Origin of the sequence: Streptococcus oralis, assembly GCF_001588645.1 — a bacterium.
GTDB classification, from domain to species: Bacteria; Bacillota; Bacilli; order Lactobacillales; family Streptococcaceae; genus Streptococcus; species Streptococcus oralis_AB.
This window is the reverse complement of the sequence record NZ_LAYF01000008.1, coordinates 22463-40076: the sequence shown is the minus strand read 5'-3', so window position 1 is coordinate 40076 and position 17614 is coordinate 22463. Positions and strand designations below refer to the sequence as shown.

Annotated in this window: 20 protein-coding genes; 17 read left to right on the top strand and 3 right to left on the bottom strand. The window is 43.0% G+C overall.

What is annotated here, in order from left to right; all coding sequences use genetic code 11:
• Window positions 1-82 precede the first annotated feature (82 nt).
• The 6 genes from hrcA (at window position 83) to dnaJ (ending at window position 6151) form a co-directional block, all read left to right on the top strand.
• Entirely contained in the window at window positions 83-1117 is a 1035-nt protein-coding gene (gene hrcA, locus A0739_RS07150) for a heat-inducible transcriptional repressor HrcA (RefSeq protein WP_061587528.1), read from the top strand.
• Window positions 1118-1143: 26 nt separating this feature from the next.
• Window positions 1144-1659, top strand: coding sequence for a nucleotide exchange factor GrpE (gene grpE / locus A0739_RS07145; RefSeq protein ID WP_061587527.1), 516 nt, complete (start codon window positions 1144-1146; stop codon window positions 1657-1659).
• Window positions 1660-1934: 275 nt separating this feature from the next.
• Complete coding sequence (dnaK, locus tag A0739_RS07140) at window positions 1935-3758, top strand: molecular chaperone DnaK (protein ID WP_061587526.1); 1824 nt, start codon at window positions 1935-1937, stop codon at window positions 3756-3758.
• 14 nt (window positions 3759-3772) lie between these two features.
• A complete protein-coding gene (locus A0739_RS07135) occupies window positions 3773-4162 on the top strand; it encodes a hypothetical protein (RefSeq protein WP_061587525.1) in 390 nt (129 codons plus the stop codon).
• A gap of 60 nt (window positions 4163-4222) precedes the next feature.
• Window positions 4223-4855: a DJ-1/PfpI family protein gene (locus A0739_RS07130; protein ID WP_049519833.1), complete on the top strand. Its 633-nt coding sequence runs from the start codon at window positions 4223-4225 to the stop codon at window positions 4853-4855.
• Window positions 4856-5014: 159 nt separating this feature from the next.
• Window positions 5015-6151 (top strand): molecular chaperone DnaJ, encoded by a 1137-nt coding sequence (dnaJ, locus tag A0739_RS07125; RefSeq protein ID WP_001066315.1) that lies wholly within the window; start codon window positions 5015-5017, stop codon window positions 6149-6151.
• Between the two features lie 79 nt (window positions 6152-6230).
• Here dnaJ and A0739_RS07120 read toward each other — a convergent pair whose 3' ends face one another.
• The 3 genes from A0739_RS07120 to A0739_RS07110 form a co-directional block, all read right to left on the bottom strand.
• The gene (locus tag A0739_RS07120) at window positions 6231-6884 is read right to left on the bottom strand and encodes a hypothetical protein (protein ID WP_061587524.1); all 654 of its coding nucleotides are present in this window, start codon (window positions 6882-6884) and stop codon (window positions 6231-6233) included.
• Window positions 6885-6953: 69 nt separating this feature from the next.
• Window positions 6954-7232 carry a hypothetical protein gene (locus A0739_RS07115; protein WP_000777745.1) on the bottom strand — a complete coding sequence of 93 codons (279 nt, stop codon included), beginning with the start codon at window positions 7230-7232 and terminating at the stop codon, window positions 6954-6956.
• 9 nt (window positions 7233-7241) lie between these two features.
• A complete protein-coding gene (locus tag A0739_RS07110) occupies window positions 7242-7652 on the bottom strand; it encodes an HIT family protein (protein WP_049485019.1) in 411 nt (136 codons plus the stop codon).
• A 67-nt stretch (window positions 7653-7719) separates the two neighbouring features.
• Between A0739_RS07110 and A0739_RS07105 the strand changes: the two genes are divergently transcribed.
• The 11 genes from A0739_RS07105 (at window position 7720) to A0739_RS07055 (ending at window position 17613) form a co-directional block, all read left to right on the top strand.
• On the top strand, window positions 7720-8451 hold the full coding sequence (locus A0739_RS07105) for an ABC transporter ATP-binding protein (protein ID WP_061587523.1): 732 nt from the start codon (window positions 7720-7722) through the stop codon (window positions 8449-8451).
• Complete coding sequence (locus tag A0739_RS07100) at window positions 8448-9497, top strand: ABC transporter permease (protein WP_061587522.1); 1050 nt, start codon at window positions 8448-8450, stop codon at window positions 9495-9497. The genes A0739_RS07105 and A0739_RS07100 overlap by 4 nt, the downstream gene beginning before the upstream one ends.
• 47 nt (window positions 9498-9544) lie before the next feature.
• Entirely contained in the window at window positions 9545-10339 is a 795-nt protein-coding gene (ccrZ, locus tag A0739_RS07095; RefSeq protein ID WP_000363019.1) for a cell cycle regulator CcrZ, read from the top strand.
• Window positions 10336-10971 carry a tRNA (guanosine(46)-N7)-methyltransferase TrmB gene (trmB, locus tag A0739_RS07090; protein WP_061587521.1) on the top strand — a complete coding sequence of 212 codons (636 nt, stop codon included), beginning with the start codon at window positions 10336-10338 and terminating at the stop codon, window positions 10969-10971. The genes ccrZ and trmB overlap by 4 nt, the downstream gene beginning before the upstream one ends.
• 126 nt (window positions 10972-11097) lie before the next feature.
• Window positions 11098-11577 (top strand): ribosome maturation factor RimP, encoded by a 480-nt coding sequence (gene rimP / locus A0739_RS07085; protein ID WP_000338696.1) that lies wholly within the window; start codon window positions 11098-11100, stop codon window positions 11575-11577.
• A gap of 42 nt (window positions 11578-11619) precedes the next feature.
• Window positions 11620-12756 (top strand): transcription termination factor NusA, encoded by a 1137-nt coding sequence (gene nusA / locus A0739_RS07080; protein WP_000032278.1) that lies wholly within the window; start codon window positions 11620-11622, stop codon window positions 12754-12756.
• Window positions 12757-12777: 21 nt separating this feature from the next.
• Entirely contained in the window at window positions 12778-13071 is a 294-nt protein-coding gene (rnpM, locus tag A0739_RS07075) for an RNase P modulator RnpM (RefSeq protein ID WP_061587520.1), read from the top strand.
• A complete protein-coding gene (locus tag A0739_RS07070) occupies window positions 13064-13363 on the top strand; it encodes a YlxQ-related RNA-binding protein (protein WP_001041396.1) in 300 nt (99 codons plus the stop codon). The genes rnpM and A0739_RS07070 overlap by 8 nt, the downstream gene beginning before the upstream one ends.
• A gap of 16 nt (window positions 13364-13379) precedes the next feature.
• Entirely contained in the window at window positions 13380-16166 is a 2787-nt protein-coding gene (gene infB / locus A0739_RS07065; protein WP_061587519.1) for a translation initiation factor IF-2, read from the top strand.
• Window positions 16167-16332: 166 nt separating this feature from the next.
• The gene (gene rbfA / locus A0739_RS07060; RefSeq protein WP_001273601.1) at window positions 16333-16683 is read left to right on the top strand and encodes a 30S ribosome-binding factor RbfA; all 351 of its coding nucleotides are present in this window, start codon (window positions 16333-16335) and stop codon (window positions 16681-16683) included.
• 150 nt (window positions 16684-16833) lie between these two features.
• On the top strand, window positions 16834-17613 hold the full coding sequence (locus A0739_RS07055) for a hypothetical protein (RefSeq protein WP_061587518.1): 780 nt from the start codon (window positions 16834-16836) through the stop codon (window positions 17611-17613).
• The last annotated feature ends 1 nt before the right edge of the window (window position 17614 follow it).

Genomic DNA, 17614 nt, shown 5'->3' with positions numbered 1-17614 from the left:
CTTCTAAGGGTGTATAATAGAATCATGAGTTAGCACTTGGATGCATAGAGTGCTAATTGATCGGACAGAGAGGAGTGATGAGATGGTTACAGAGCGTCAGCAGGATATTTTAAATCTGATTATTGACATCTTTACCAAAACGCACGAACCTGTCGGATCCAAGGCGCTACAAGAGTCTATCAATTCTAGTAGTGCTACCATTCGTAATGACATGGCAGCTCTAGAGAAGCAGGGTTTGCTTGAGAAGGCTCATACCTCAAGCGGTCGGATGCCAAGTGTCGCGGGATTTCAGTACTATGTGAAACACTCGCTTGCTTTTGACAGACTGGCTGAAAATGAGGTATACGAGATTGTCAAAGCCTTTGATCAGGAGTTCTTCAAACTGGAGGATATTCTGCAAGAGGCTGCTAATCTATTGACAGACCTGAGTGGCTGTACGGTAGTAGCACTGGATGTTGAGCCGAGCAGACAGCGCCTGACGGCCTTCGATATTGTCGTTCTAGGACAACATACTGCTCTTGCAGTTTTCACCCTAGACGAGTCTCGAACGGTTACCAGTCAGTTTTTGATTCCAAGGAACTTCTTGCAGGAAGATTTGCTGAAACTGAAGAGCATCATTCAGGAACGTTTCCTTGGTCACACTGTTCTGGACATTCATTATAAGATTCGGACGGAGATTCCACAGATTATCCAACGTTACTTTACAACAACGGACAATGTCATGGATCTCTTTGAACACATTTTTAAAGAAATGTTCAACGAAAACATTGTAGTGTCGGGCAAGGTCAATCTCTTGAATTTTGCCAATCTAGCAGCCTATCAGTTCTTTGACCAACCGCAAAAGGTGGCTCTGGAGATTCGTGAAGGTCTGCATGAAGATCAAATGCAAAATGTCCGTGTTGCAGACAGTCAGGAATCCTGTCTAGCTAACTTGGCGGTGATTAGCAGTAAGTTCCTCATTCCTTATCGAGGTTTTGGAATTCTAGCGATTATCGGTCCGGTCAATCTGAATTACCAGCAATTGGTCAACCAAGTCAATGTGGTCAATCGTGTTTTGACCATGAAGTTGACAGATTTTTATCGCTACCTCAACAGTAATCATTACGAAGTAAATTAATTTTGAAATCAATAAAGGAGGCGAAAATGGCCCAAGATAAAAAAAACGAAGAAATGAAAGAAGAGGAAGTTGTGGAAACAACTGAAGAAACAACTCCTGAGAAGTCTGAGTTGGACTTGGCAAATGAACGCGCGGATGAGTTCGAAAACAAATACCTTCGTGCTCATGCAGAAATGCAGAATATTCAACGCCGTGCCAATGAAGAGCGTCAAAACTTGCAACGTTATCGTAGCCAAGACCTGGCAAAAGCAATCTTACCATCGCTTGACAACTTAGAACGTGCACTAGCAGTTGAAGGTTTGACAGACGATGTCAAAAAAGGATTGGAGATGGTGCAAGAGAGTTTGATTCACGCTTTGAAAGAAGAAGGAATCGAAGAAATCGCAGCTGACAGCGAATTTGACCATAACTATCACATGGCTATCCAAACTCTCCCAGCGGATGATGAACACCCAGCAGACACCATAGCTCAAGTCTTCCAAAAAGGCTACAAACTCCATGACCGCATCCTACGCCCAGCAATGGTAGTGGTCTATAACTAGGCAATTCTGACGGTTGCAACATACATAATAGAAAACTTGTCCGAAACGACAATAAACTATGAAAGAAAGATAAAAAGCAAGCCGGAGGCTTGCAAGGAAGATATTTCCCGCCGTGGTGAAAGTTTCAGTAGTTTTTGCTACTGAAACAGGGGATTTTTGAGACAATAGGCTCAAAAATAAGTGATGAAATCCCGAAGGGAGTTGCTCACGTCCCCACCACTTAAGGGGAAAATCAAAAAATCAAAATTCGAATTAAACTTTAAGGAGAAAAACACATGTCTAAAATTATCGGTATTGACTTAGGTACAACAAACTCAGCAGTCGCAGTTCTTGAAGGAACTGAAAGCAAAATCATCGCAAACCCAGAAGGAAACCGCACAACTCCATCTGTAGTGTCATTCAAAAACGGTGAAATCATCGTTGGTGACGCTGCAAAACGTCAAGCAGTAACAAACCCAGATACAGTTATCTCTATCAAATCTAAGATGGGTACTTCTGAAAAAGTTTCTGCTAACGGTAAAGAATACACTCCACAAGAAATCTCAGCTATGATCCTTCAATACTTGAAAGGTTACGCTGAAGAATACCTTGGTGAAAAAGTAACTAAGGCTGTTATTACGGTTCCTGCATACTTCAACGATGCTCAACGTCAAGCAACAAAAGACGCTGGTAAAATTGCTGGTCTTGAAGTAGAACGTATCGTCAACGAACCAACTGCAGCAGCTCTTGCATACGGTTTGGACAAGACTGACAAAGAAGAAAAAATCTTGGTATTCGACCTTGGTGGTGGTACATTCGACGTATCTATCCTTGAACTGGGTGATGGTGTCTTCGATGTATTAGCAACTGCAGGGGATAACAAACTCGGTGGTGATGACTTTGACCAAAAAATCATCGACTACTTGGTAGCAGAATTCAAGAAAGAAAATGGTATCGACTTGTCAACAGACAAGATGGCTCTTCAACGTTTGAAAGACGCAGCTGAAAAAGCGAAGAAAGACCTTTCTGGTGTGACTTCAACACAAATCAGCTTGCCATTCATCACTGCTGGTGAGGCTGGACCTCTTCACTTGGAAATGACCTTGACTCGTGCGAAATTCGATGATTTGACTCGTGACCTTGTAGAACGAACAAAAGTTCCAGTTCGTCAAGCCCTTTCAGATGCAGGTTTGAGCTTGTCAGATATCGACGAAGTAATCCTTGTCGGTGGTTCAACTCGTATTCCTGCCGTTGTAGAAGCTGTTAAAGCTGAAACTGGTAAAGAACCAAACAAATCAGTGAACCCTGACGAAGTAGTTGCCATGGGTGCTGCGATCCAAGGTGGTGTGATCACTGGTGACGTCAAAGACGTTGTCCTTCTTGACGTAACTCCATTGTCACTTGGTATCGAAACAATGGGTGGAGTATTTACAAAACTCATCGACCGTAACACAACTATTCCAACATCTAAATCACAAGTCTTCTCAACTGCAGCGGATAACCAACCAGCCGTTGATATTCACGTTCTTCAAGGTGAACGCCCAATGGCAGCGGACAACAAGACTCTTGGACGTTTCCAATTGACTGATATCCCAGCTGCACCTCGTGGAATTCCTCAAATCGAAGTAACATTTGATATCGACAAGAACGGTATCGTATCTGTTAAGGCTAAAGATCTTGGAACTCAAAAAGAACAAACTATTGTTATCCAATCAAACTCAGGTTTGACAGATGAAGAAATCGACCGCATGATGAAAGATGCAGAAGCTAACGCTGAAGCAGATAAGAAACGTAAAGAAGAAGTGGACCTTCGTAACGAAGTAGACCAAGCAATCTTTGCGACTGAAAAGACAATCAAAGAAACTGAAGGTAAAGGCTTCGATGCAGAACGTGATGCTGCCCAAGCTGCCCTCGATGAGCTTAAGAAAGCGCAAGAAGATAACAACTTGGACGAAATGAAAGCAAAACTTGAAGCATTGAACGAAAAAGCTCAAGGACTTGCGGTTAAACTCTACGAACAAGCCGCAGCAGCGCAACAAGCCCAAGCAGGAGCAGAAGGCGCACAAGCAACAGGAAACGCAGGCGATGACGTCGTAGACGGAGAGTTTACGGAGAAGTAAGAATAAGTGAAATTATGAATTTAGATTTGTCCAATACGAAAAAACTTTTTAAAGAATTTTGTCAACGCTCTAGTGATTTAAAAAGCGCTAAATTATTCATAGATAATATTCCAGCGAATAAACTTGCAGAATATAAAGAAATTATATTTTCTGAAAGGGAATCAGCAGATAAAAATTATGAAATAATTATTAATATTATTTTGGGAGTATTTATCCCCTCGGTAGTCTCAAGTTTTGTTCTTCTTATAGGTGCGGATGGTAATGCAATTTTAGCTTATATCCTAACAGCATTATTTACTTTTGTTATGATATTCGAAGTGCTATTGTTGGATAGAGAAAAACGTCCAAAACGGAAATCATCTTTAAATCTGCAAAGAATGTTTTACTATTTAGAAAACAAATAATTACAGTCACAGAGGTTGCAACCCAGCCTCTGTTTTTCGGTAAAATAGAGGATGTTGCGTATGAAAAAAGTACTTTGTTTGATTTATCCTAATTTTTCTCTTTATGAGATAACCGCTTTAACGAGTACTTTAGCTCTGTCTTTTGATATCACGATTGATTATGTCGCTTCAGATCATTCGATAGTGGTCTCTGAGGATGGCTTGCCCTGTCAACCGACCAAAACACTAGATCAAATCTGTATAGAAGAGTATTCTTGTGTGATTTTGCCAGGAATGGTAAACATAGGACCTGCCCTACAGGGTGAGAAATTGATTTCGTTCTTGAGGGACCTTGGTGAGCGAGATGTCTTGATTGCAGCCATTTCTTCAGCGCCTCTTTTGTTGGCAAAAGCAGGTTTATTGAATGATACGAAATTTACAGGTGGGATTTGGCAAAACTTCTTTGACTATTTTGAATTTCTTCCTCGGGAAAATTTCAAAGCAAAAGCTGTCCTGCAAGATAAAAATATCATTACTGCTATTGGCTTTGCACATCAAGAGTTTGCAAGAAAAGTAATTCTTGGTCTAGGTTTGGCAGAAAATACTGACAACTATTTTAAAGAACAGAACGAATATTCAGAAGAGGACTTGATTTTTACTCTATCGGATAAAGAGTTTGATGAAGTGAAACAGAGTATAGAAAATACCCTCTAATGATTTACTTATAAATTATAGAAAGGAATAAGGGTGTTCGAGTAACTGAACACGGGCTACGGACTATGCCAAAAAGATAGTTTTTTCTAGGACGTAAGCGTCCGTCGTCAAAACTCCTATTTTGGCTGTGTCCGTTTGACGCCCTTTGTATCTTGAATTATGAACAATACTGAATTTTATGATCGTCTGGGGGTGTCAAAAAACGCTTCGGCAGACGAGATCAAAAAGGCTTATCGTAAGCTTTCCAAAAAATACCACCCAGATATCAACAAGGAGCCTGGCGCTGAGGAAAAATATAAGGAAGTTCAAGAAGCCTATGAGACTTTGAGTGACGACCAAAAACGTGCAGCTTACGATCAGTATGGTGCTGCAGGTGCCAACGGTGGCTTTGGTGGTGCTGGCGGTTTTGGCGGCTTTGACGGAGCAGGTGGCTTCGGTGGTTTTGAAGATATATTCTCAAGTTTTTTCGGGGGAGGCGGAGCTTCACGAAATCCAAACGCTCCTCGTCAAGGGGATGACCTCCAGTATCGTGTGAACTTGACCTTTGAAGAAGCTATCTTCGGAACGGAAAAAGAAGTTAAATACAATCGTGAAGCTAGCTGTCGTACATGTAATGGATCTGGTGCTAAACCAGGGACAAGTCCAGTCACTTGTGGACGCTGTCATGGCGCTGGTGTCATTAATGTCGATACGCAGACTCCTCTTGGTATGATGCGTCGCCAAGTAACCTGTGATGTCTGTCATGGTCGCGGAAAAGAAATCAAGGATCCATGTACAACTTGTCATGGAACGGGTCATGAAAAACAAGCCCATAGCGTACATGTGAAAATTCCTGCTGGTGTGGAAACTGGTCAACAAATTCGCCTAGCTGGTCAAGGTGAAGCGGGCTTTAACGGTGGACCTTATGGTGACTTGTATGTTGTAGTTTCTGTGGAAGCTAGCGATAAGTTTGAACGTGAAGGAACCACTATTTTCTACAAGTTAAATCTTAATATCGTCCAAGCTACTCTTGGAGATACTGTAGAAATTCCAACTGTGCATGGAGATGTTGAATTGGTTATCCCAGAAGGAACTCAGACTGGCAAGAAATTCCGTCTACGTGGTAAGGGAGCACCGAGCCTTCGTGGCGGTGCTGTTGGTGACCAATACGTTACTGTCAATGTCGTGACTCCGACAGGTTTGAACGACCGCCAAAAAGCAGCGCTTAAAGAGTTCGCAGCTGCAGGTGACTTGAAAGTCAATCCGAAGAAAAAAGGCTTCTTTGACCATATAAAAGATGCCTTTGAAGGAGAATAAAGTAAAAAGAGCCGATCGGCTCTTTTTTTGTATAATCTTGGGAAATTTAGCATCGAGCAATCATTCTCCATTTAGTCTACTATTTATACTTTTGAGTGAGCAAGCCAGCAGTATCCATCTCCTGAATGAGTTGCTTGAATTCCTCTTCCTTTCCAGGCTTAACGGTGACGGTGTCAATGCGCTTAATCGCCGAATTATCCTGAATATCTACTAAGGTCAAAGCTTTTTCATAGAATGCAATTCCCTTTTTAAGACTTTCTTGATCTTTCCAATTTAGAATTGTGTAAGAAGATTTTGATTTCTTTCCTTTTTCTTGGAAATACTTCTCGCCCTCCTCTTTTAAAAATTGTATTAAACCGTGATTGAACAAGTTGTCCCCTACTTTATAGTAGGAAATCTCTCCTGTCTGGAGGACATAGACTTCGAGTCGGTTTTTGGTGAGTTTTGGACTTTCTTTTAGGACGGGGTGGCTATTGATGACATCATCAGAGAAAGTAACATAAAAATGTAAGCCTCCACCCTCAAATTGATACCTTCCATTTGATTCTACTTTCTTAGGAGGCATGTCAAGAGAGATAAAGATTTGTTTTAAGGCTTCATTCCCCTCACGGATGTCACTCGGTGAAGCCTTGAAAAGATTGGCCACTAGTAGAAATGCTAGGGCTGCAAGCAGGCAGAGGCAGCCGCAAGGGATCGCGATGACCTTCGCTAGAACTTTTACAAACTGTTTCATTTTCATTGCCTCCTTTTTCTGTTCAAATCTAGTAACCCAAAATGGAATTAAGGAAAGTTGGAGGCTTTTTTATTCTTGTTTTTCTTCTTGGAGAACCGCCATTCTGGTTTGGAAATCTTTTTCTAAAACTTTGAATTTGTAGGTTAAATCTTTTTGGTATTCCTTGATAAGGGCTTTTTGTTGGTCGATGATTTGTAGGCTGTTTTGAATGATATCCAAATCATCCTTGATAGCTTGGACGCGGTCAGTTGTATCTAGCACTTCATCCTGAATGGCTTGGCGATTTTTCACGACAAAATAACTTCCAGCTGCAGCTCCTGCGAATAGCAATAGATTGGATAGTTTCATGGCATCTCCTTAAGCGTTTTTAATGGTTTCAGCGACTTGGGCAAGTTTGTCAAAGTCAGGTTCGTGGGCGATAAAGTCAATCTTGAGGTCATCTTCTGCACCGTAGCGAGGTACGAGATGCACGTGAGTATGAAAGACTGTTTGACCAGCAACTTCCTCACAGTTGGCGATGATGTTCATACCAGCAGCTTTGGTAGCTTTCATAACTTTTTGAGCTACCAGTGGCACTTGGGCAAAGAGTTGGCTGGCACTTGGGGCATCCATCTCCAAAAGATTGCGATAGTGCTCTTTGGGTACAATGAGGGTGTGTCCAGGCGTTACTTGAGAGATATCAAGAAAGGCAAGAACCTGCTCATCCTCGTATACTTTTGAAGCAGGAATCTCCCCTGCGATGATCTTACAAAAAATGCAATCTGACATAAAATCCACCTCTACTGTATTGAATTTTGATATAATATAGCTACATTATACCAGATTCGGAGAAAATATGTTAGAAATTAAAAACCTGACAGGAGGCTATGTTCATGTCCCTGTCTTGAAAGATGTGTCCTTTACAGTTGAAAGTGGGCAGTTGGTTGGTTTGATTGGTCTTAACGGTGCTGGGAAATCAACGACTATCAATGAGATTATTGGACTTTTGACGCCTTACAGTGGAGAAATCAAGATTAATGGTCTCACCCTGCGAGAAGATGCGACCAGCTATCGCAAGCAGATTGGCTATATCCCAGAGACGCCTAGTCTGTATGAGGAATTGACTCTTAGAGAGCATATCGAGACGGTTGCCATGGCCTATGGTATTGAGCAAAAAGTGGCTTTTGAGCGAGTAGAATCTTTGTTAAAAATGTTTCGTTTGGACCAAAAATTAGACTGGTTCCCAGTGCATTTTTCGAAAGGGATGAAGCAGAAGGTCATGATTATCTGTGCTTTTGTGGTGGATCCGAGCCTCTTTATCGTTGATGAGCCTTTCCTTGGCCTCGATCCCTTGGCGATTGCCGACTTGATTCAGCTTCTAGAAGTAGAGAAGCAAAAAGGCAAGTCCATTCTCATGAGTACCCACGTGCTGGATTCAGCGGAGAAGATGTGTGATGCCTTTGTCATCCTCCACAAGGGGGAGGTGCGAGCTCAGGGGAACCTCCAGCAACTCCGCGAAGCCTTTGACATGCCTGAAGCGAGTTTGAATGATATTTACTTGGCTCTGACCAAAGAGGAGGAGCTATGAAAGACTTATTTTTAAGGAGAAAGCAGGCTTTTCGTAAGGAGTGTGTCGGTTATCTGCGTTATGTTCTCAATGACCACTTTGTCTTGTTCCTGTTAGTTCTCATCGGTTTTCTAGCTTACCAGTATAGTCAACTCTTGCAAGATTTTCCTGAAAACCACTGGCCTATTCTCTTGTTTTTAGTAATAGTATCTACTTTGCTTTTGACTTGGGGAGGAATCGCGACCTATATGGAAGGACCTGACAAGCTCTTTCTCTTAGTCAGTGAAGAGGAGGTTAAGTCCCACCTCAAAGGGCAGACGATGCGCTCACTGGTCTTTTGGCTCTTTGTCCAAACCCTTTTCTTGCTTTTATTTGCGCCCTTATTTTTAGCCATGGGCTATGGCTTGCCAGTTTTTTTCATCTATGTGGTTTTATTGGGAGCTGGAAAATATCTCCTCTTTCGTCAAAAAGCCAGTAAATTTTTTACTGATACTGGTCTCGACTGGGACTATGTGATCTCCCAAGAAAGCAAGCGCAAGCAAGTTTTGCTTCGTTTCTTTGCTCTCTTTACTCAGGTCAAGGGCGTTTCAAATAGTGTCAAACGACGCGCTTATTTGGATTTCCTCCTAAAGACTGTTCAAAAGGTGCCTGGGAAGATCTGGCAAAATCTCTATCTTCGTTCTTATCTGCGAAATGGAGACCTCTTTGCCCTCAGTCTCCGTCTCTTGCTCCTATCCTTGTTAGCTGTGATCTTTATCGAGCAATCTTGGATCGCGATAGCGGTGGTAGTGCTGTTTAACTACCTCTTGCTCTTTCAGTTACTCGCTCTCTATCATGCCTTTGACTACCAATACTTGACCCAGCTCTTTCCACTAGAAAAAGGGGAGAAGGAGAAAGGGTTGAAACAGATTGTACTCGGTGTGGGAAGTGCAGTTCTTTTGCTGGAATTGCTGGTCGGAGCAGTGGTTTTTCAAGAAAAAATAGCCTTGTTGGCTCTTGTAGGGGCTAGTCTCTTCCTACAATTGTTTTATTTGCCTTACCAACTAAAAAGATTGGTTGACGAATAGACCAAAAACTAGTAGAATAGTAAGGAAACTTTATACGGAGGAAAGAAATGGACTTGGGTGATAATGAGCTAACGCTGACCCCTATCCCTGGGAAGAGTGGCAAAGCTTATATGGGAAGCTACCCTGATGGGAAGCGCGTCTTTGTAAAAATGAACACCTCTCCAATCCTACCTGGCCTAGCCAGAGAACAAATCGCTCCTCAATTACTATGGACTCGTCGTTTGCCAGATGGCCGTGATATGTGTGCTCAGGAATGGCTGACGGGTAAAATCTTGACCCCTTACGATATGAATCGCAAGCAGATCATCAATATCTTGAACCGCCTTCACCGCTCGCGTCCTTTGATGAAGCAGTTGAGCCGTTTGGGATACACCATGGAAACACCAGTTGATTTGCTACGTTCTTGGCAGCAAGGAGTTCCAGAAATCTTGAAGCAGAACCACTATTTGAACAGTGTGATTGCTGAGCTAGGTAAGACGGTTCCAGGTTTTAGGGAAGACCATGCAACGATTGTGCATGGAGATCTTCGTCATAGTAATTGGATTGAGACAGAGAGTGGACTCGTTTATCTAGTGGATTGGGATTCGGTTCGTCTGACGGATCGTATGTTTGATGTGGCGCATTTGCTATGCCACTACATTCCGGATCATCAGTGGCGCCAATGGTTGAGAGACTACGGCTATAAGTACAATCAGACAGTGTTAGATAAATTGTATTGGTATGGTCAGTATTCTTACTTGAACCAGATTGCCAAATACTGTGAAAATCAAGACTTAGACAATGTAAACCGGGAGATTTACGCCTTGCGTGTCTTCCGTGACAAGTATGGAAAGAAGAGATGAGAGTTAGAAATCGTAAAGGGGCGACAGAATTACTAGAGGCCAATCCTCAGTATGTGGTCCTCAATCCCTTAGAAGCAAAAGGGAAATGGCGAGACTTGTTTGGAAATGATCATCCTATTCATGTTGAAGTTGGAAGTGGGAAAGGGGCCTTCGTATCCGGAATGGCCAAGCAAAATCCTGACATCAACTATATCGGGATTGATATCCAAAAGTCGGTATTGAGTTATGCCTTGGATAAGGTATTAGAAGTTGGAGTGCCCAACATCAAGTTGCTGTGGGTAGATGGTTCAGATCTGACCGACTACTTTGAAGACGGTGAGATTGATCGTCTCTACCTAAACTTTTCAGATCCCTGGCCTAAAAAACGCCATGAAAAACGTCGTTTGACTTACAAGAGTTTCTTGGATACCTTCAAGCGCATCTTGCCTGAGAATGGGGAAATCCATTTCAAGACAGACAATCGTGGCTTGTTTGAGTACAGTCTAGTGAGCTTTTCTCAGTATGGGATGAGACTCAATGGTGTTTGGCTGGACTTGCATGCCAGTGATTTTGAAGGCAATGTCATGACAGAATATGAGCAAAAATTCTCAAGCAAGGGTCAAGTGATCTACCGAGTTGAAGCAGAATTTTAAGAAATAGCTTGAAAACCAGCTGTTTGAGTGCTAATGCTTTACATAAATTGACAAACGTGCTATACTGATAGTAAGAATATGAGAAAGAGAGGCGGGGAAATATCTTCGCCTCTTGCTTATGAGGAGGTGGACGCAATCGCAACAATCGTAGAATTAGTCAGAGAAGTTGTAGAACCTGTCATCCAAGCGCCTTTCGAGCTCGTGGATATCGAGTATGGAAAGATTGGTAGTGACATGATTCTCAGTATTTTTGTAGATAAACCTGAAGGAATTACCTTGAACGACACGGCAGACTTGACAGAAATCATCAGTCCTGTCTTAGATACCATCAAGCCCGATCCCTTCCCAGAACAATATTTCCTAGAAATCACCAGTCCAGGCTTGGAACGTCCTTTGAAAACCAAGGATGCTGTCGCTGGAGCTGTTGGGAAATACATCCATGTCGGGCTCTACCAAGCCATTGATAAGCAAAAAGTCTTTGAAGGAACCTTAGTATCCTTTGAAGGGGATGAGTTGACTATGGAGTATATGGACAAGACACGTAAGAAAACCGTTCAAATTCCATACAGTTTAGTATCAAAAGCACGTTTAGCAGTAAAACTATAGAAAAGAAAGGATAGCTTTTGAGGATTCAAAAGTAAAAAGAACATGAGTAAAGAAATGCTAGAGGCCTTCCGCATTTTGGAAGAAGACAAGGGAATCAAAAAAGAAGACATCATCGACGCAGTAGTAGAGTCGCTTCGTTCCGCTTATCGCAGACGCTATGGTCAATCTGACAGCGTAGCTATTGACTTCAACGAAAAAACAGGTGACTTTACTGTCTATACTGTTCGTGAAGTTGTTGATGAAGTATTTGATAGCCGTTTGGAGATCAGCTTGAAAGATGCCCTTGCCATTAATTCAGCCTATGAACTTGGTGACAAAATCAAGTTTGAAGAAGCACCAGCTGAGTTTGGTCGTGTAGCAGCCCAATCTGCCAAACAAACCATCATGGAAAAAATGCGCAAGCAAACACGTGCCATCACTTATAATACTTACAAGGAACATGAACAAGAAATCATGTCTGGTACAGTAGAACGCTTTGACAACCGCTTCATCTATGTCAACCTTGGTAGCATCGAAGCCCAATTGTCAAAACAAGACCAAATCCCTGGAGAAGTGTTTGCTTCCCACGACCGTATCGAAGTGTATGTCTACAAGGTTGAAGACAACCCTCGTGGTGTCAACGTCTTTGTTAGCCGTAGCCATCCAGAAATGATCAAACGTTTGATGGAGCAAGAAATTCCAGAAGTTTACGATGGAACTGTTGAAATCATGAGCGTAGCCCGCGAAGCTGGTGACCGTACGAAAGTTGCCGTTCGTAGCCACAATCCAAACGTGGACGCTATCGGGACAATCGTTGGACGTGGTGGTGCCAATATCAAGAAAATCACCAGCAAATTCCACCCAGCTCGTTACGATGCTAAGAGCGACCGCATGATTCCTGTTGAAGAAAACATCGACGTTATCGAGTGGGTAGCAGATCCAGCTGAGTTTATCTACAATGCCATCGCACCGGCAGAGGTTGACCAAGTTATCTTTGATGAAAACGACAGCAAACGTGCCTTGGTCGTTGTGCCTGATAACAAGCTTTCTCTTGCCATCGGTCGTCGTGGACAAAACGTTCGCTTGGCAGCTCACTTGACGGGTTACCGTATCGATATCAAGTCAGCCAGTGAGTTTGAAGCTATGGAAGAAGCAGGTCAAGTGGATTACGCAGCTGCGGATGAATTGACAGAAGAATAAAAGCTACTAGAGGAGGGAAAGATGAAAACAAGAAAAATCCCTTTGCGCAAGTCTGTTGTATCCAACGAAGTGATTGATAAGCGTGATTTGCTCCGCATTGTCAAGAACAAAGAAGGACAGGTCTTTATCGATCCGACAGGCAAGGCCAATGGCCGTGGCGCTTATATCAAGCTAGACAATGCAGAAGCCCTAGAGTCCAAAAAGAAAAAAGTCTTTAACCGCAGCTTTAACATGGAAGTGGAAGAAAGCTTTTATGACGAGTTGATCGCCTATGTGGATCACAAAGTGAAAAGAAGAGAGTTAGGACTTGAATAAGCAAAAGATAAGTAATCTCTTGGGACTTGCTCAACGAGCAGGCCGGATCATATCGGGTGAGGAATTGGTGGTCAAGGCCATCCAAGACCAGAAAGCCAAGCTAGTCTTTCTAGCCCATGATGCTGGTCCCAATCTGACCAAGAAGATTCAAGATAAAAGTGACTATTATCAAGTAGAAGTTATAACCGTGTTTTCAACACTGGAATTAAGCATAGCAGTCGGAAAATCGAGAAAGGTTTTGGCTGTGACAGATGCTGGATTTACAAAGAAAATGAGGTCTCTTATGGAATAGAAGAGGAGGACATGATTTGTCTAAGAAAAGATTGTACGAAATCGCAAAAGAACTTGGAAAAGAAAGTAAAGAAGTTGTAGCGCGTGCAAAAGAGTTGGGCTTGGATGTGAAAAGCCACTCATCGAGCGTGGAAGCTGCTGCTGCTGAGCAAATCGCAGCTAGCTTTAAACCTGCACCTGCTCCTAAGGCAGAAGCAAAACCTGCAGCACCAAAAGCAAGTGTAGAAAAGAAAGCTGAAAAGCCTGCATCATCTAAACCAGCTGCCGCAAAGGAAGAAAGCAAATCAGCTACACCTGCAGCTCCTAAGGAAGAAAAAGTAGTGGCCGCAAGACCACAGAGTCGAAACTTCAAGGCGGAGCGTGAGGCGCGTGCCAAAGAGCAGGCAGAGCGACGCAAACAAAACAAGGGCAACAACCGTGACCAACAACAAAACGGCAACCGTCAGAAAAATGACGGCCGTAATGGTGGTAAACCTGGTCAAGGGAACCGCGACAATCGCCGATTCAACGACCAAGGGAAAAAACCACAAGGTCAAGGGAATCGTGGCAATGATCGCCGTCAGCAACAAGACTTCCAGCCCAAGCAAGGTGGTCCACGTGTTGACTTTAAAGCCCGTGCAGCAGCCCTAAAAGCAGAGCAAAATGCAGAGTACGCACGCTCAAGCGAGGAGCGCTTCAAACAATCGCAAGCTGCCAAAGAAGCCTTGGCTCAAGCTAACAAACGCAAGGAGCCAGAGGAAATCTTTGAAGAAGCTGCTAAGCTAGCTGAACAAACGCAGCCAGCTGTAACAGTAGCTCCTGTAGCGAAAGAAGCGCCAGTGGATACACGTCGTAAAAAACAAGCTCGACCAGACAAAGAACGTGACGATTATGATCACGAAGAAGATGGTCCTAGAAAACAACAAAAGAATCGAAGTAGTCAGAATCAAGTGAGAAATCAAAGAAATAGTAACTGGAATAACAACAAGAAAAATAAAAAAGGGAACAAGCAAAACAACCGTAACCAGACTCCAAAACCTGTTACAGAGCGTAAGTTCCACGAATTGCCAACAGAATTTGAATATACAGATGGTATGACTGTTGCGGAAATCGCAAAACGTATCAAACGTGAACCAGCTGAAATCGTTAAGAAACTCTTTATGATGGGTGTCATGGCCACACAAAACCAATCCTTGGATGGAGAAACAATTGAACTCCTTATGGTGGATTACGGTATCGAAGCCAAACAAAAGGTTGAAGTGGATAATGCCGACATCGAACGTTTCTTTGTCGAAGATGGTTATCTCAATGAAGATGAATTGGTTGAGCGTCCACCAGTTGTAACCATCATGGGACACGTTGACCATGGTAAGACAACCCTTTTGGATACCCTTCGTAACTCTCGCGTTGCGACAGGTGAGGCAGGTGGTATCACTCAGCATATCGGTGCCTATCAAATCGTGGAAAATGGCAAGAAGATTACCTTCCTTGATACACCAGGACACGCGGCCTTTACCTCTATGCGTGCGCGTGGTGCATCTGTTACCGATATTACCATCTTGGTCGTGGCGGCCGATGACGGGGTTATGCCTCAGACTATCGAAGCCATCAACCACTCAAAAGCGGCCAACGTTCCAATCATCGTAGCTATCAACAAGATTGATAAACCAGGTGCCAATCCAGAACGTGTTATTGGTGAATTGGCAGAGCATGGTGTTATGTCAACTGCCTGGGGTGGAGATTCTGAATTTGTTGAAATCTCAGCTAAATTCAACCAAAATATCGAAGAATTGTTGGAAACAGTCCTTCTTGTGGCTGAAATCCAAGAACTCAAAGCAGACCCAACAGTGCGTGCGATCGGTACGGTTATCGAAGCTCGCTTGGATAAAGGAAAAGGTGCGGTCGCAACCCTTCTTGTCCAACAAGGTACTCTGAATGTGCAAGACCCTATCGTTGTCGGAAATACCTTCGGTCGTGTCCGTGCTATGACCAATGACCTTGGTCGTCGTGTCAAGGTGGCTGGACCATCAACACCAGTTTCTATCACAGGTTTGAACGAAGCGCCAATGGCAGGTGACCACTTTGCCGTTTACGAAGATGAAAAATCTGCGCGTGCAGCAGGTGAAGAACGTGCCAAACGTGCCCTTATGAAACAACGTCAAGCTACCCAACGTGTCAGCCTTGAAAACCTCTTTGATACACTTAAAGCTGGTGAGCTTAAGTCAGTTAACGTTATCATCAAGGCCGACGTACAAGGTTCAGTTGAAGCCCTTTCTGCCTCACTTCAAAAAATTGATGTGGAAGGTGTGAAAGTTACTATCGTTCACTCGGCTGTCGGTGCTATCAATGAGTCTGACGTGACTCTTGCCGAAGCTTCCAATGCCTTTATCGTTGGTTTCAACGTACGCCCTACACCACAAGCGCGCCAACAAGCCGAAGCTGACGATGTAGAAATCCGTCTCCACAGCATTATTTACAAGGTTATCGAAGAGATGGAAGAAGCCATGAAAGGGATGTTGGATCCTGAATTCGAAGAAAAAGTTATCGGTGAAGCAGTTATCCGTGAAACCTTTAAGGTATCTAAAGTCGGAACTATCGGTGGATTCATGGTTATCAACGGTAAAGTTACCCGTGACTCGAAAGTCCGTGTTATCCGTGACGGTGTCGTTATTTACGATGGTGAACTTGCAAGCTTGAAACACTACAAAGACGACGTCAAAGAAGTTACAAACGGTCGTGAAGGTGGTCTCATGATTGATGGCTACAATGATATCAAGACTGATGATGTGATTGAGGCATACGTCATGGAAGAAATAAAACGATAATAGAGAAACGATAGCCAATTTGACTCGTCGTCAACAGCGCCTTGATGAACCCTTAGTTCTATCTAAGGCTTGTTTCCTAGATTCAAATGGCTCTAGTTCCTCTATCTAATAAAAATAGCTAGGTCTGCTGGCCTAGCTTTTGGTTCAAAGTAGAGAAAGGAATATCATGGCAAATCATTTCCGTACGGATCGTGTGGGCATGGAAATCAAGCGTGAAGTCAATGAGATTTTGCAAAAGAAAGTCCGTGATCCGCGTGTCCAAGGTGTGACCATCACAGATGTTCAGATGCTAGGTGACTTGTCTGTAGCCAAGGTTTACTACACCATTTTGAGTAACCTTGCTTCGGATAACCAAAAAGCTCAAATCGGGCTTGAGAAAGCAACTGGTACCATCAAACGTGAACTTGGTCGCAATTTGAAATTGTACAAAATCCCAGATTTAACCTTCGTCAAAGATGAGTCCATCGAATATGGAAACAAGATTGACGAGATGTTACGCAATCTGGATAAGAACTAAGAAGGAGGGGTAACCCTCTTTTTTGTTGCCAGAGCATGATCATTACTATTTGACGATATATCTATCTGATAAAAATCGGTTTAAAAAATTTGTAAATTTCAAATAGTATGATATGATAAAGCTTGATATAAATGAAAAACGGAGAGATATATGGCTAAACAAGATATAGCTATGCAAGTACTACAACAAGTGGTGAAACTACCCGTAGTCAAAGTTGATCGAGAGAAATTTTTAGTAGAAAAGTTTTCAAAGGAATTAGACCGTAAGGATATTCCAACTTTGATTGAACAAGGACCGACGGCTTTATTACCCCAGGAAAGCTTGGATAGAGTGGCCAAGGCCTGTATTAAGGATAATGTCCTGTTAGCCAGTGGAACTTCGGTTTTGGCTGGTCTACCTGGAGGTATTATCATGGCGATCACTATCCCGACAGACGTAGCCCAGTTTTATGCATTCTCATTAAAACTAGCTCAGGAACTAGGGTATATTTACGGATTTGATGATCTTTGGGCATCGCGCAATGAGTTAAGCGAGGAAGCTAAAAACACACTTCTACTGTATCTCGGTGTGATGCTGGGAGTAAATGGCGCAGGTGCCCTGCTTCGATCAGGCGGTGTGACAGTAGCCAAGCAAGTCATAAAAGTAGTGAACAAGAAAGCCTTGACAAAAACTCTTTGGTATCCAATTTTAGAAAAAGTTTTGAAGATTTTTGGAGTCAATCTGACAAAAGGAGGCCTAGCCAAAGGGATGGGGAAAGTGATCCCTATCCTAGGTGGAGTCATTTCTGGGGGCTTAACCTTTGCGACCATGAAACCGATGGGAGAAAGATTGCAAAAGGAATTGTCCAAGCTAGTCAACTACAATGAAGTGCAATATCAAAGAGACGTTGATACTATTCGAAAAGAGGTCGAAATCATCGAAGGAGAGTAAT

Excerpts from the sequence above, each read along its gene's own strand:
- hrcA (WP_061587528.1), top strand. The coding sequence starts at position 83 with ATGGTTACAGAGCGTCAGCAGGATATTTTAAATCTGATTATTGACATC.
- grpE (WP_061587527.1), top strand. The coding sequence starts at position 1,144 with ATGGCCCAAGATAAAAAAAACGAAGAAATGAAAGAAGAGGAAGTTGTG.
- dnaK (WP_061587526.1), top strand. The coding sequence starts at position 1,935 with ATGTCTAAAATTATCGGTATTGACTTAGGTACAACAAACTCAGCAGTC.
- A0739_RS07135 (WP_061587525.1), top strand. The coding sequence starts at position 3,773 with ATGAATTTAGATTTGTCCAATACGAAAAAACTTTTTAAAGAATTTTGT.
- A0739_RS07130 (WP_049519833.1), top strand. The coding sequence starts at position 4,223 with ATGAAAAAAGTACTTTGTTTGATTTATCCTAATTTTTCTCTTTATGAG.
- dnaJ (WP_001066315.1), top strand. The coding sequence starts at position 5,015 with ATGAACAATACTGAATTTTATGATCGTCTGGGGGTGTCAAAAAACGCT.
- A0739_RS07120 (WP_061587524.1), bottom strand. The coding sequence starts at position 6,884 with ATGAAACAGTTTGTAAAAGTTCTAGCGAAGGTCATCGCGATCCCTTGC.
- A0739_RS07115 (WP_000777745.1), bottom strand. The coding sequence starts at position 7,232 with ATGAAACTATCCAATCTATTGCTATTCGCAGGAGCTGCAGCTGGAAGT.
- A0739_RS07110 (WP_049485019.1), bottom strand. The coding sequence starts at position 7,652 with ATGTCAGATTGCATTTTTTGTAAGATCATCGCAGGGGAGATTCCTGCT.
- A0739_RS07105 (WP_061587523.1), top strand. The coding sequence starts at position 7,720 with ATGTTAGAAATTAAAAACCTGACAGGAGGCTATGTTCATGTCCCTGTC.
- A0739_RS07100 (WP_061587522.1), top strand. The coding sequence starts at position 8,448 with ATGAAAGACTTATTTTTAAGGAGAAAGCAGGCTTTTCGTAAGGAGTGT.
- ccrZ (WP_000363019.1), top strand. The coding sequence starts at position 9,545 with ATGGACTTGGGTGATAATGAGCTAACGCTGACCCCTATCCCTGGGAAG.
- trmB (WP_061587521.1), top strand. The coding sequence starts at position 10,336 with ATGAGAGTTAGAAATCGTAAAGGGGCGACAGAATTACTAGAGGCCAAT.
- nusA (WP_000032278.1), top strand. The coding sequence starts at position 11,620 with ATGAGTAAAGAAATGCTAGAGGCCTTCCGCATTTTGGAAGAAGACAAG.
- rnpM (WP_061587520.1), top strand. The coding sequence starts at position 12,778 with ATGAAAACAAGAAAAATCCCTTTGCGCAAGTCTGTTGTATCCAACGAA.
- rbfA (WP_001273601.1), top strand. The coding sequence starts at position 16,333 with ATGGCAAATCATTTCCGTACGGATCGTGTGGGCATGGAAATCAAGCGT.
- A0739_RS07055 (WP_061587518.1), top strand. The coding sequence starts at position 16,834 with ATGGCTAAACAAGATATAGCTATGCAAGTACTACAACAAGTGGTGAAA.